The organism is Paenibacillus cellulositrophicus, assembly GCF_009363095.1.
GTDB classification, from domain to species: domain Bacteria; phylum Bacillota; class Bacilli; order Paenibacillales; family Paenibacillaceae; genus Paenibacillus_AQ; species Paenibacillus_AQ favisporus.
The window spans coordinates 1,284,498-1,297,990 of the sequence record NZ_CP045295.1; the positions used below are offsets into that span (position 1 = coordinate 1,284,498).

14 protein-coding genes are annotated in these 13,493 nt (G+C 54.6%); 6 read left to right on the plus strand and 8 right to left on the minus strand.

The genetic code is table 11. From position 1 onward, the window contains the following. Positions 1–13 precede the first annotated feature (13 nt). Positions 14–1,087 (plus strand): glycosyltransferase WbsX family protein, encoded by a 1,074-nt coding sequence (locus tag GCU45_RS05875; protein WP_152398358.1) that lies wholly within the window; start codon positions 14–16, stop codon positions 1,085–1,087. Positions 1,088–1,187: 100 nt separating this feature from the next. On the opposite strand, the gene GCU45_RS05880 is transcribed toward GCU45_RS05875, so the two are convergent. The 3 genes from GCU45_RS05880 to GCU45_RS05890 form a co-directional block, all read right to left on the minus strand. Continuing rightward, the gene (locus GCU45_RS05880; RefSeq protein ID WP_152398359.1) at positions 1,188–1,496 is read right to left on the minus strand and encodes a hypothetical protein; all 309 of its coding nucleotides are present in this window, start codon (positions 1,494–1,496) and stop codon (positions 1,188–1,190) included. Next, on the minus strand, positions 1,489–2,454 hold the full coding sequence (locus GCU45_RS05885; protein WP_208837104.1) for a Gfo/Idh/MocA family protein: 966 nt from the start codon (positions 2,452–2,454) through the stop codon (positions 1,489–1,491). Before GCU45_RS05885 ends, GCU45_RS05880 begins: the two co-directional genes overlap by 8 nt. A gap of 92 nt (positions 2,455–2,546) precedes the next feature. Next, positions 2,547–3,233, minus strand: coding sequence for a TerC family protein (locus tag GCU45_RS05890; protein ID WP_152398360.1), 687 nt, complete (start codon positions 3,231–3,233; stop codon positions 2,547–2,549). 396 nt (positions 3,234–3,629) lie between these two features. Here GCU45_RS05890 and GCU45_RS05895 point away from each other — a divergent pair, with 396 nt between their 5' ends. Together GCU45_RS05895 and msrA are read left to right on the plus strand one after the other, a co-directional pair. Next, the gene (locus GCU45_RS05895) at positions 3,630–4,244 is read left to right on the plus strand and encodes a TVP38/TMEM64 family protein (protein WP_145947556.1); all 615 of its coding nucleotides are present in this window, start codon (positions 3,630–3,632) and stop codon (positions 4,242–4,244) included. An 84-nt stretch (positions 4,245–4,328) separates the two neighbouring features. After that, positions 4,329–5,294 (plus strand): peptide-methionine (S)-S-oxide reductase MsrA, encoded by a 966-nt coding sequence (gene msrA / locus GCU45_RS05900; protein WP_152398361.1) that lies wholly within the window; start codon positions 4,329–4,331, stop codon positions 5,292–5,294. A 130-nt stretch (positions 5,295–5,424) separates the two neighbouring features. Here the strand turns inward: msrA and GCU45_RS05905 are convergent, their stop codons facing one another. Continuing rightward, positions 5,425–6,216, minus strand: coding sequence for a lipid II flippase Amj family protein (locus tag GCU45_RS05905; protein WP_152402835.1), 792 nt, complete (start codon positions 6,214–6,216; stop codon positions 5,425–5,427). 128 nt (positions 6,217–6,344) lie between these two features. On the opposite strand from GCU45_RS05905, the gene GCU45_RS05910 reads away from it, so the two are divergent. Then, positions 6,345–6,818, plus strand: coding sequence for a DUF2188 domain-containing protein (locus GCU45_RS05910; RefSeq protein ID WP_152398362.1), 474 nt, complete (start codon positions 6,345–6,347; stop codon positions 6,816–6,818). 150 nt (positions 6,819–6,968) lie between these two features. On the opposite strand, the gene GCU45_RS05915 is transcribed toward GCU45_RS05910, so the two are convergent. Further along, on the minus strand, positions 6,969–7,673 hold the full coding sequence (locus GCU45_RS05915; RefSeq protein ID WP_145947554.1) for a YitT family protein: 705 nt from the start codon (positions 7,671–7,673) through the stop codon (positions 6,969–6,971). A gap of 653 nt (positions 7,674–8,326) precedes the next feature. Between GCU45_RS05915 and hmpA the strand changes: the two genes are divergently transcribed. Continuing rightward, entirely contained in the window at positions 8,327–9,529 is a 1,203-nt protein-coding gene (hmpA, locus tag GCU45_RS05920; RefSeq protein ID WP_152398363.1) for an NO-inducible flavohemoprotein, read from the plus strand. Positions 9,530–9,777: 248 nt separating this feature from the next. On the opposite strand, the gene GCU45_RS05925 is transcribed toward hmpA, so the two are convergent. Continuing rightward, complete coding sequence (locus tag GCU45_RS05925) at positions 9,778–10,275, minus strand: Crp/Fnr family transcriptional regulator (protein ID WP_105444605.1); 498 nt, start codon at positions 10,273–10,275, stop codon at positions 9,778–9,780. A 342-nt stretch (positions 10,276–10,617) separates the two neighbouring features. Here GCU45_RS05925 and GCU45_RS05930 point away from each other — a divergent pair, with 342 nt between their 5' ends. After that, positions 10,618–11,001: a YhjD family protein gene (locus tag GCU45_RS05930; protein ID WP_105444604.1), complete on the plus strand. Its 384-nt coding sequence runs from the start codon at positions 10,618–10,620 to the stop codon at positions 10,999–11,001. A 135-nt stretch (positions 11,002–11,136) separates the two neighbouring features. Here GCU45_RS05930 and GCU45_RS05935 read toward each other — a convergent pair whose 3' ends face one another. Both GCU45_RS05935 and GCU45_RS05940 read right to left on the minus strand, forming a co-directional pair. Further along, entirely contained in the window at positions 11,137–12,051 is a 915-nt protein-coding gene (locus GCU45_RS05935) for a hypothetical protein (protein WP_152398364.1), read from the minus strand. Between the two features lie 16 nt (positions 12,052–12,067). After that, a complete protein-coding gene (locus tag GCU45_RS05940) occupies positions 12,068–13,429 on the minus strand; it encodes a nucleotide sugar dehydrogenase (protein ID WP_152398365.1) in 1,362 nt (453 codons plus the stop codon). Positions 13,430–13,493: the final 64 nt, after the last annotated feature.

Below are 13,493 nucleotides of genomic sequence, written 5' to 3' on the forward strand. Positions count from 1 at the left end.
GAGGTAAGTCAACTTGAAGCTTATCGCGTTTTTACTTCCGCAGTTTCACCCGATACCCGAAAACGATTTGTGGTGGGGGGAGGGTTTTACCGAGTGGACAAATACCCGAAAGGCCGCCCCCTTGTACCCGGGGCACAAGCAGCCCAATGAGCCCTTCGATCAGTATTACTACGATTTGACCGACCCTGCCGCCCGGATGTGGCAGGCGGACACCGCCCAGTCTTACGGGATTTACGGCTTTTGTTATTACCACTACTGGTTCAAAGGAAAGCGGCTGCTCGAAAAGCCTTTTAACGAAGTGCTGCGGCTGGGTGAGCCCCGGATCCCGTTCTGCCTGTCCTGGGCCAACGAGCCGTGGACCCGGAGATGGGACGGCGGTGATCATCACCTGCTGATGCCGCAGGATTACGGGGATGAACGTGACTGGGAAGAGCACTTTTATGCGCTGCTGGATGCCTTCCGAGATGAGAGATACATCCGTGTTCAAGAGAAACCGATGTTTATCATCTATCGGCCCGGTAACATCCCCCGCTGCGAGGAGATGATCCGGTTATGGAACGATTTGGCCCGGGGAAACGGGCTTGAAGGCATCTATTTTGTGCGCACGCTAGGGGGGTTCCCCCTTCCCAACCAAGCCGGCTTCGAAGCAAGCCTGGAGTTCGAACCGCACTATACGTTCGGTCACAGCCGTTCCCAGCAAATCTGGAGCTATGTCAATACGTACGGCGGCGATCCGCACATCGCTGTGGATTATGATCATGTCTGGGAAAACATATTGAACCGTTCGCCTCATCGTGCCGGGGAGACGATTTTCCCGGGCGCTTTCGTCAACTGGGACAACACGCCGCGGCTCGGCGCCAACGGGCAAAGCAGCATAGGGGCTTCCCCGCGCAAGTTCGGCTGGTATCTGGCGAGACAGATCGAAAGGGCAAGCCGGCTGTACCGCAGCGAGTTTCTGTTTATCAACGCCTGGAACGAATGGGCGGAGGGAGCTTACCTTGAACCGGACCGGCATCACGGCTATCAATATTTGAAGGCGGTGAAAAGTGCGCTGGAAGCATCCGCGAGTTATACCGGCCGCAAATAACGCTCTCCCGCCCTATGAGCAAAGAAGCCATGCCCCGGATATGGGGCATGGCTTCTGGGCTGCTTTAACCATTCAATGCTGCAGACAAAATTGCTGGTGCTTATTTTTTGGATCTCGCCGCGATCGTTTCGGATACGACAAACGCCAAGTCTTCGTTGCCGAACAGCGACAACACGCCAAGCACAGTATCGTCCGGAATCGGCCCGGCCTCCTCTTTAGGTACGGTCAGATCTAGCACCCGCTGCAGTCGTTCGTTATCACCCTGCTGCGGGTACGCCTGCCGGTACAGCTCCAGGGGGTCCAATCCGTGATTGACGCACCACTGGGCAAAAACCAGGATCATCATATCCTCATCCTGCCGGTAGCTTTCCACGATGCCTTCTTCCAGCGACTTCTGCCGTTCATCCATTGTCAGTTCCCCCCTTCTGCTGCTCCGCCAGTCTCGATGCCAGCTCGTGGCTGCGCATGACCCGCTCGGCGCGAATAGTACAGGCTTCCGGAGAAGCAAGATGCTCCAGAAAATGATCCACGGCCCCGCTGAAGCCGCGCCGATGCAGGATCGGTTCCCAGCTTCCAAATTCACGGGTCTCGGGCGGCCTTCCATGCTCACACAGAACCGCACGCTCCAGATTAACGACTTCCACCGACCGGCCGCTTCCGTGCAGCTCGAGCTTCTCCATATCCACTCCGGCCAGCCGGATCATACTATACCTTCCTGTGACGTTCCGGCCAAGGCCCAGATCGCCGGAGGTGTGCAGCAGCCGGCCCTGTTCATCTTCGCTTAAATGGTGATGAAGCAGCTCGTAGTCACTTCCGCCCAGCCAGAGCAGCAGGTCCAGCATATGGATCAAATCGTCGTAAATCGTGTCGCTGCTGCTCCCCTTCTGCAAGGTGGTCCGGTGCTTGGCTGCAGCGGCCTGGACAAATCCGCCGGTCTCCTCGACCCATGCCTTTGCCCGCACATATAACGGAGCAAACCGGCGGTTAAAGCCTACCGCGAGCAGCAGTCCTTTCTTTGAAGCCAGAGCGGCCAGTTCCCTGGACTTGGCGAGATCCGTCGTCAGCGGCTTGTCGACATAGACGGATACCCCGCGCTCCAAACAGACTTTGACCACGTCATAATGGGTTTCTGTCGGGCTGTGGACAAAAACGGCGTCCAGGTTCCATGACAGCAGTTCTTCCAGATCGGTCGTCCCCTGAGGAAACCGGTAAGTCTGCGTCACGCGCTGCACCGTAGCTTCGGAGCGGCTCATCACCCCGGCAACCTCCACCTTCTCGTGGTGGGCCAGCAGCGGAAGATATACCTTGTGGGCGATATCACCGAGCCCCGCCAGCGCAACCTTCCGCTTACGGTTTATTACATTCATGCCTATGGTCCACCTTTCTCCAATCCAACGAACCTTCCGGACATGCCGGACAGATACCCATTATACCGCTTTTGGCCGGCAAATTTAAGCCGTTACATCGACTCTGCCGCCCGGTTTTCCTTCTGCTTTTTCTTTTTGGTCATCAGTCCCAAAGCAACGACGGCGGCGATGACCACCACTTCAAACCCGTACTTCAGGATCGGACTGGCAAACCAGTCGTGAATCAGCTGCTCTTCCACCAGCATTTTGGACGCCGTCCAGGCGAGCACCGCCGCACCAATCGTAATAATGACCGGGAAGCGTTCGGTCAGCTTCAGAATAATCGTGCTTCCCCATACCATAATCGGCACCGAAATCGCCAGTCCGATAATGACGAGCAGGAAGTCTCCATGGGCCGCTCCGGCTACCGCCAGCACGTTGTCGAGACCCATCATGGCATCGGCGATAATGATCGTGCGGATGGCCGCCCACATTTGGTTGCCTGCGGATATGTCGTGCTTTTTTTCGTCAATCAGCAGCTTATACGCGATCCATACAAGCGCGATTCCCCCGACAAGCCGCAGTCCAGGGATCAGCAGCAGCTGCACGACCAGCAGCGTGGCGATGACCCGGATGACGACGGCACCGACGGTCCCCCAAATAATGACTTTCTTCTGGTCTTCTTTTTTGACGTTCCGTGCGGCGAGTCCAATTACAATGGCGTTATCACCGGCAAGAACCAGGTCAATGATGACGATGGACATGAGCGCTGCCCAAAATGCCATAGTAAACAATTCCATACGATTTCCACCTTTCTGTTGTTTGAGATAGAATGAACTAAAGTTTTACCTATAACGTTCATTTCTTTAGTTCATTCTATATAGATAGAATGATTAGTCGCCGCACTAAAAAAGCGCCCCTTACCTTCATTAGGTAAAATGGCGCTTTTTGCCCACCAAAAAAGACCTTTACCTAATGAAAAATCAGGCAAAGGTCTCGCAAAACAACATAATCGTTGCCAATAAAGCCGGGGATACCGATCCCGTAATGACGACTTTATTGCATGAGCTACTCCCCTTTGGGAACTATTCACTTGTTGGAACCATTATAGCAAAACTCTAAGGCAATTACTATGATTTTTATTCATTAATTTTTGGTATGATGGAGATTATAGGCTAAGTGGAAAGGAAATCACGATGAAAAAATGGCTGCTGCCCCTCTTGTACATCCTTCTGCTCGTATGGGCTTTCCTGTACCGGGACGCGATCATGGAGGCGTTGGGCGAAAGGCCGTCATTCCTTCTGCTGGTCGGAATAGCCGCCCTGGTCGCCCTATTCCCTGTCGTTCCCTATAAGCTGGTCATCGCAGCGCTCGGCTACGCTTACGGTACCCTGTGGGCGGCGGTCGTCTCCTGGATCGGAACGATGCTGGCGGCCACGATTCTGTACGGACTTGTCCGCTACCTGTTTCGGGACCGGGGCAGGAGGTATTTGGAACGGATCAAGCCGCTGCAGACTTTCACCGCATTCATTGAAACGCATCCGTTTGTCAGTATCGCCGCTGCGCGGGTTATTCCGATCGTTCCGCAGATGGCGGTCAATATATTCGCCGGGGCCGCCGCGCTTCCCTTCTGGAGCTACACCGCCGCTTCCGGGATCGGCAAAGTGCCGGGCATCCTGTTATATGCCTACCTGGGCGGCAATCTGTCTGCGCACCCGTGGATCTCCGCCGCTGCGGCCTCCGCTTATGTCCTCTTGCTCGGACTGATCGCGGTAATGTACCGCCGCCTCTCCCGTACGAGACCGAAATAACCGGGTACCTTGGTTCCCTTGCGCGGATGGATTATAATGGAGTTGTACACCTTACTTACGATTTGAAAGAAACGGAGTGATATCATGAGCGACGTACAGCCAGTTGAACATAAAGCCACTTTTGCGGGTGGATGCTTTTGGTGCATGGTAACCCCGTTTGAGGAGCTGCCGGGCATCGTCAGCATCGTGTCCGGATATACCGGCGGCCATAAGCCGAACCCGACTTACGAGGAAGTATGCTCTGAAACGACAGGGCATGTGGAAGCGGTGCAGATTACGTTCAATCCGGACATTTTTCCTTATGAAAAGCTGCTCGAGCTGTTCTGGCAGCAGATCGATCCAACCGATGCGGGCGGGCAATTCTACGATCGCGGCTCTTCCTACCAGACCGCTATTTTCTATCACAGCGAGGAGCAGCGCGAGAAAGCCGAAGCGTCCAAGCAGGCGCTCGAAAGAAGCGGCCGCTTTGACAAGCCGATCGTTACGCCGATTTTGCCTGCCGGCCCGTTCTATGAAGCGGAAGAGTACCACCAGGATTACCACAAGAAAAACCCGGGACATTACAAACGGTACCGGAAAGGATCGGGCCGCGATGACTTCCTGGAGAAGCACTGGGCTCCCAAGATAAACAAGGAAGAGCTGAAACAGCGCCTGACGCCGCTTCAATACGAAGTCACTCAGAACAACGCCACGGAGCGCCCGTTCCAAAACGAGTTCTGGGATCATCACGGCGACGGCATTTACGTCGACATCGTGTCCGGTGAGCCGCTGTTCAGCTCCACGGACAAGTATGACTCGGGCTGCGGCTGGCCTAGCTTTACCCGGCCGATCCGCGACTACTCCATTAAAGAGAAGCTGGACCTGAGCCATATGATGGTACGGACCGAAGTGCGCAGCAAAGGCTCGGATTCCCATCTGGGCCATGTTTTTGACGATGGGCCGGGGCCGGATGGCCTCCGCTACTGCATCAACTCCGCGGCGCTTCGCTTTATTCCGAAGGAAGACCTGGATAAGGAAGGATATTCCGAATATAAAGTGCTGTTTGAATAAACGGCACTGCCGTTCTATGCGAGACCAGCAAGCAATAGGCGCTGGGGTTCGTTCTTTATACGAAAAGAGGGTAAGGCTTGCAGCCTTACCCTCTTTTTCATGCACGTTTCTTTTTTTCGGCTGCTTTAGGTCAGCCGGAGATAAGCCAGCCGATCCAGAACGCGCAGGGAACAAGCAGCAGCTGGGCCGCGATCGTCCCGGCGCAGCGGGATACGAGCATCAGGCCGAGCACCTGATTCATCCGTCCCAGACGCGACTCTCCCCGCAATGTCCGGTCCGACAGCAGGGCGATCCGCGGGTCGACGAGCAGCGTCAGCAGAATCGTCGCCACCCCGTTGATCAGACCGGAGGAGGTCGATGCCGCCAGCCGGGATTCCGGCCATAGATAGGCGGCATACAGCGCGGACAGCACGCCGACGGTATAAATGGCCGTGACGGCCATATTGATCGCCATCAGGCGTCTGGGCAGGCGGCCTCGAAACAGGCTGCGCAGCATCTGGAGATTCGGCAGCTTGACGTACGCCGCCCCGTTCTTCCATTTTCGCCCGTCGGTCAGCTGCCTTACCATTCGCGGGATGGAACCGGCAGCCTCCAAATGGACGACCAGCCGTGAGCAAATCCGCACCACGCTCGGAAACAGCAGCATGGCTGCGGCTGTACCGGCTGTGGCGGCGGCGATGATCCAATGCAGCCTCGACTCCAAATGAAAGGAGGCCGACGCCAGCGCCTTGTCCACCATGCTGCCGACCATCGGCCCCTGCGCCATGTTGGAAGTCCTCGACACGATCACAAGCAGCCCCGACAAGGACAGGGCCAGCGTAATCCGCCGGCTGCGCAGCCCACCGAGCCGCAGAGCATAGGAAAGGCTGTCCACGGTATGGATGATCCCCGTCAAGAGCAGTACCAGCAGCATCTGCATCATCACGCTTCCTCACTCCTTTATTCTCAATCTTTTCCATTATAATGCATATCGGGCGGATGAACATCGTTTGATTCGCGCGGCGCCGGGTAATATAGGGGTAAACGAGAACTGGTTTGGAGGGATTGACAATGCCTTGGAATAAGCATGATTACCCTGTATCCATGAAAAACTTGGAGCCCCGGGTGCGGAATAAGGCGGTCGAAATCGCCAATGCGCTGCTCGAGGAAGGCTACGAGGAAGGGCGCGCCATTGCCATCGGCACCGCTCAGGCGGAAAAGTGGAATGAGGACCACCCTGCCGGTGAGGAAAAGCAATCGAAGCATGCATCTGGCCGTTCGGATGACGAGCGGGACGAGCATGACGAGCACGCCGGCAAGACTTCCCGGACCCGCAGCGGCCGGGGCGGCGATGCCGACGTCCATGTCGTCACCCATGAGGACGGATGGGCGCTCAAGGTGGAAGGTAAAGACAAGCCCTTGTCGACTTTTGGATCGAAGAAGGAAGCCATGGACGAAGCGGAAGACTACGCCTCGAAACACGATGTCCATGCCATCGTTCACGGCAAAGACGGGAAAATCGAGAGCAATCGAAGTTACTCGTGATGCTGTTCATGCCGCGTTCACGCAAGACGGCAAAATCGAGCGATTCGTGGTATGTCTTCGCGGGGAGGCTCCTTACGGTGCCCCCCGCCCTGCCATACCTGCCATAAACAGCAAACCGCCTGATTCCCTAAGGAACCAGGCGGTTATCTATCAGTGGACACTCCGAACTTTGTGAACGGGTTTGGCTGCAGGCTGTTTCTGCCCCGCGGTCATCTTAGGTGCGGCATCTCCCGCTGCCGGCGAGGTACGATGTGCACGAAACGAGACCGTATACGTAATCATTTTCCCTGCGATGCTCACGGCCAAAATTGTAAACAACGTTTCCTGCAGAGGCAGGTAGAACAAGGATACGAGCAGGACGGCCGCATCGAGCAGAATAAATACGGTGCCGACTTTAAGGCCGGTGAGACGGCTGAGCAGCAGAGACACGATATCGTCGCCGCCTGTCGCTCCTCCGAACCGCAGCACCAGTCCGGTCGCAAAGCCCGACAAGACGCCTGACAGCAGCGCTGCCAGCAGCAGGTTGCCGTGAAGATTGATGTCAAGCACAGAGTAGCGTTCCATCAGATCGTAAAAAACGGAAAACGAAACGGTCGCCACCAGCGTGTTCACAATAAATTTGCGTCCATTCAGCAGCAGTGCAACGAGGATCACCGGAATATCCAGGATCAGCACGGTCACTGCCGGGTCAAATCCGAATGCGTACTTGCCGAGCAGCGACAGGCCAACGAAGCCGCCCTCGGACAGATGATTCTGAAAATTAATGTGATAATACGTAAAAGCCAGCAAAAAAGTACCTAACATCATAATAGCGATTGGTCGAAGCGTTGAAATTACATGGTCTTTCTTCCTCATACAGGTTACCCCTCATCGTAGTTAGTTGGTCAGGGACGCGACTAACTTCCGCGGGAAGAAACCTGTAGGACCGAGTCCTTCGCATCTTAAGCTTCCTTCTTTCGCGAGAAGTTTGTCACAACCCAATATCCGGGCGCTTGTTCTCTACGATGGAAGCTAAGTGTAAGAGAGATCATAACGTTTCCAAATCGTCCTTTGGGGAATGTTCCTTCGGGGACACATGGTATCCTGATCCTTTCTTTTGTTTGATAACTTCTATACTTATTATACCACAGTTGCACTGCCTGCTAAACAGCTTGCTGAGGAGAATGCGCTAAAAACGTCTTTCGTCGTGCATTCCAAGAAGCCGGACCGCTTTTATATGATAGTTTTGGTTGCGTTATAAGAAAACCAGTCTCCGAAACTTATAACTTTCTTATATCTAAAAGAAGGGCTTCTATGCCGCAGGCGCTGTCATCCAGATTTCAGGAATGATACCGTGATACCGTGTCATATCCTATGCCTTATTCCGTCGGATCATGTCTTCAGAACGTAAATTCAAGTTCACACAATGTCAATTTTTTATGTGACTGAAATCACAATAAAGGGTAATCGGCTTTTCTATACTTAACTTATGAAATCGTTAAATATTACGTTGAAAGAAGGAGCCCTTTATGCTGAGCCAACAAACCATTGATACGATCAAATCGACCGTTCCGGTACTGGAAGTACACGGACAGTCCATTACATCCGTCTTTTATAACAATCTCTTCAAGGATCATCCAGAGCTTCTGAACATATTCAACCATGCCAACCAGCGCCAAGGACGGCAGTCGGCCGCCCTGGCGGGCGCCGTCTATGCCGCGGCCGCGCATATCGATCATCTCGAGGATATCATTCCAGCCGTCAAGCAGATCGGGCAGAAGCACCGGGCGCTGCAAATCAAGCCGGAGCATTACCCGATCGTCGGGCAGTATTTGCTTGGGGCCATCAAGGAAGTTCTTGGCGATGCGGCCACACCGGAAATTCTCGAAGCCTGGAAAGAGGCATATGGCGTCATTGCAGACGCATTTATCAGCGTGGAAGCGGAAATGTACCGGGAAGCTGAAGCCGCACCGGGAGGCTGGTCCGGTTTCCGCCCATTCGTCGTGGAACGGAGAGTGAAGGAGAGCGAAGTGATCACTTCCTTCTATTTAAAACCGCAAGACGGCGGACCGATCGCCTCTTATTTGCCGGGACAATACATCACGGTCCGCGTTCAGCCTGAAGGCCAGCCATATACGCAGATCCGCCACTACAGCTTGTCCGCTGCGCCGGGCGGTTCTTCCTACCGGATTTCGGTGCGCCGCGAAGATGCTGCCCCAGGTAAACCGGCAGGCGTCGTCTCCAACGATCTGCACGAGCACGCCCAAGAAGGTACCGTCCTCGAAATCAGTGCACCGGCGGGCACGTTTACGCTGGATCAGACCCAAGACATTCCCGTCGTGCTGATCAGCGGCGGGGTCGGCCTGACGCCAATGGTCAGCATGCTGGAGACGCTGCTGAAAGAACAGCCGGCCCGTAAAGTCACTTATGTTCACGCCGCGATTAACGGAAGCCATCATGCGATGAAGGAGCATATCGCCGAGCTTGAAGGCGCGCATCCGCAAATGTCCTCCTACCTTTGCTATGAGACACCGCTTGAGGGCGACAGCTGCCATAAAACCGGATATATCGACGCTGCATGGCTGCAGCAAATCGTCGATCCAAGCGCTGATTTTTACTTCTGCGGCCCGGTTCCGTTTATGCGCACCGTCTACAGCGCTCTTAAGGAGCTGGGAATCCCCGCAGAGCGGATCCATTACGAATTTTTCGGCCCGGCAGGCCAGCTCGACTAAAGTATCGGCAGCGGGCCAAGCTCCGTTAGCTTATCCGCTGGCGGGCGGGATAACCCGCCTTTCAGACTACGTGTCATTTGAGGCCAATGCAACGCACGGATTGGTCAATGCAATGCGCTGATTTAGCCAATACGATTTACTAAAATGCACAAAGGGGCTGCCCCCAGGTTCAGAGAACCTGAATGGGGCTGCCCCTTTGTTTGTTTACCGGACCGTTCGCGTATGGCGGATGGCTGGATGGCGTTATGTTAATGCCCTCGAAGCAGCCGGTTGATCGTTTCCCTGCGTACACCGATCAGCTGGCCGATCTCTTCCTGGGTCAGCAGCTCGGTAAAGTGGATACCGTGGGCGTAGCTGTCCAGCCAATCGGTCAGCAGCGCCAGCCTCTCGGCCGGAGTCCCGACGGTTAGGTGGTCGATCCGCTGCTGCATAAAGCGCACCTTTTCCTGCAGCAAAAGGGCGATTTCAAGCGCCTTCTCCGGGTGCTCACGGAGCTCGCGGTACCACTCCTCTGCCGGAATTTTCTCGACTTCGCTGCGCATCAGGGCCGTTGCCGTACCGTGGATATCCTTCGGGGTGATCAACGAATGGTGAGGCACCGTTTCCCCCGGATAAAGCACGTTAAACAGAACGCTGTTTCCGTTTTTATGGAGCCGTGTTACCTTGAACAAACCGCTCTTGATATGGTATAAAAACTCCCCGCTGTCCCCCTGTCTGAATAATATTTCTCCTTTGTTCAAAAACATGATTCTTCCTCCAACCTAAAGTTCCGCGATTCCCAGTTTCTTTGTTCAATGCTGCATCAGCGAAGCTAACCATCGTGCCATCGCAAAATATAAAATTTTGATCTCTGTGGAGCTGACAACCGTTCCCCGGCTATCATTACTGCTCCAGGCTTTCCCGGCTGTGGTGAATCTTATGAGTACTTTTGATAAACGCTTCTCATTATTATACCAAATCCACCCGTCCGGACCGAAACGCTGCGCGCTTCCATAAATTCGTTATTGCCTTCCCGAATACTTTTGCCTTAACATGAGTATAATTAGAACGTATGTTCCTATACTGTTAGTAAGGAAGTGCCATGCCTCATGAAAGCATCCCTCTCTCCTCCGGCCCCCTCGGAAGAAGACGGCCGTCTGGTCAAAGCCTACCTGCTGCACGTGGTTTTGCTTGATGCGCTGGAGCAGGACGTTCGCCTGATCGGCACTGTCCCGCTGAAGATGGCACAGCTGTATATCCGCGCCCTGTCGTCCATCCAGGATCAGATTATGGCCAGCCTGACGTCGATCCGCCGCGAGATGAAGGCCCGCGGGATTCGGGTCTACGAGGAAACCCGGACCGCCAAGGGCATTGAGGCGTCGTACCTGTGCCGCGGGTACCAGCGGCGGTTCGCCATGCTCTGGACGTACGTGCAGGCGGAATCGGGCCTCGTGCTCAGCCGTTATCTCGGCATCCGGCTGCCGGATGCCTGAAGCAAAGCCCACGGCAAGCGGTGCCTTTTATATCGGTGTGCGATGTGCGTTCAACCTTGTGCGGTGCCGAGGCTGCTCTCCATCCACGAAAAAAAAGCGTGCGAATGGTTTCCCTCTTCGCACGCCTGATTCCATTTACTGATTGGACTTCGTGGGCTTCTCGTCCGAAGCCGCTGAAGCGATTTTGTCCTGCCAAATTTCATAATGGTGTACAGCCAGGCCGGCAAAGGAAGGATGGCTGTCGCCCAGACTGTTCACTTGCTTCATCTCTTCCTCCATCACGGGCACGGCCTTGCCAAAAAACGTGATGTGCGAGCCTTCCTCGGTGTCGCCCAGCTCCATGCCGATCCATACCGATTTACCAAGCTGGTCCGCTTCATCAAGCTGTTCGCGAGCCACATCGTAAATCTTCCGTCCACTGTCCCGGTACGACATGACGGCGACGGCATCAAACTGGCTGATCATCCACCGGCTCAGGTTCCCGCTGCCGTTGGCATCCTTAACGTTGCCCAGCCAGAAGGGAACGGCCGCACTCATGTACAGGCCATTCTCCTTGCCCTGGGCTACCCATTTTTCCACATTGCTGCTCCATTCGCGGACTACGCCGTCCTGATCCCTCGCCCAGCGTCTTAACTGATAGGGCTCCACATCCAGCTGGATGCCGGCAAACTTCTCGCTTGGGGCTGCCTTTGCATTGTAGTCAAACACCCACTGCAGAAATTGATCTGCCTCCCTGCGCTGGTCCTCATAGGCCCAATTGGGCTGACCGTCCAGCGCATGCACGGCAATGCCTTCCTCATAGGCTGCCGCAATAAAGCGGCGGTAGTCCTCATCGCTTACTTTTTTCTGAACCTGAAGGAAAATCGTGCCTACGTTCTGCTCCTTGCAGAATGCTATGATTTTGCCGGGATTCTCGATCAGTGCGGTATCCCACAGCCAGGTCGCTTTTTGATCTTCCATGGATGACGATTTTAACAGGAGAGGCAGGAGCAGCAAGCCGCAGATGACTAGGATCACCGGGATTTTCGCTTTTTTGAGCAGCTCTCCCAAACCATCCCCTCCTTCATTATACGATTAGGGCCACTTCCGGCTCTTCCACATGCTGCACCGAATGTCCGATTTTATAAATATGAGGCAGCGTGTAGTTTTTGAACGCATTGCGCGTATCGATGATCGGCACACCCATCGCCGCGATTTCGCCGTAGTCGAGTCCGCTGTGATTGGTGATCAGCACCATGCAGTCGTATTTTTTAAACTGCTCCTGATCGTAGGCTACGCTGTGAACGGTCTCGCCGTGTTTGTCGCGGAAGCTGACAGCGTACGGATCGTAGTATTCCACGTTCGCACCGTTCTCTTTGAACAGCTCGTAGACTTCAAGCCCCGGAGATTCGCGCAGGTCGCTGATGTCCGGCTTGTAAGCCATGCCGAGAATAAGGATCGACGATTTCTTGATGGACTTCGCGTATTCGTTCAGAATCGTCGACGTCTTGCCAATAACGTAATACGGCATGTTGTCGTTGGTCGACTGTGCCAGCTCGATAAACTTGCTGTAGAAGCGGAAGCCTTTCGCCTTCCACGACAGGTACATCGGATCGAGCGGAATGCAGTGTCCGCCGATGCCAGGACCCGGATAGAACGGCATAAAGCCGAACGGCTTGGTCGCTGCTGCGTCGATGACTTCCCAAATGTCGATGCCCATGCGGTCGCACATCATGGCCATTTCGTTGATGAAGGCAATGTTTACGCTGCGGAACGTGTTTTCCAGCAGCTTGGACATTTCGGCCACTTTCGGCGAAGTGACAGGCACCACCGTCTGTACATACTGGGAGTAGAGCGCCGTCCCCAGCTCCAGGCAGGCCTCGGTCGTACCGCCGATAACTTTTGGCGTATTGAAGGTGTTAAAGCGCACATTGGAAGGGTCCACCCGCTCCGGAGAGAAGCAGAGGAAAAAGTCTTCGCCCACTTTGTAGCCGAGCGCTTCGATTTCCGTCTGGATCAGCTCTTCGGTCGTACCCGGGTAAGTCGTGCTTTCCAGGGTAATCAGCATGCCTTTTTTCATGTGCAGCTTGATTTGATCCACGACGCTCGTAATGTAGGACGTATCCGGATCCTGGTTTTCGCTGAGCGGTGTCGGCACGCAAATGCTGAGCGCATCGATGACGGCGATCATGCTGTAGTCCGTCGTCGGCTTGAAGCGTCCGCTAGCCACGACCGCGGCCAAGTCTTCGGAAGAGATGTCGGTGATATAGGATTCGCCCTGATAGATTTTATCGATTTTCGCAGGATCCACGTCGATGCCAATTACGGTAAAGCCCTGCTTGACCATTTCCACGGCCAGCGGAAGTCCTACATATCCCAGTCCTACTACGCCCAATACGGCCTTTTTGGTTTTAATTCCTTCCAACAACTGCTCATATTCGTGATTCACAAGCACTCAACCTCCATTAGATGTAAGTTTTGGTCTGCTGCTAAGTAACGCTCAAGAAAAGCGG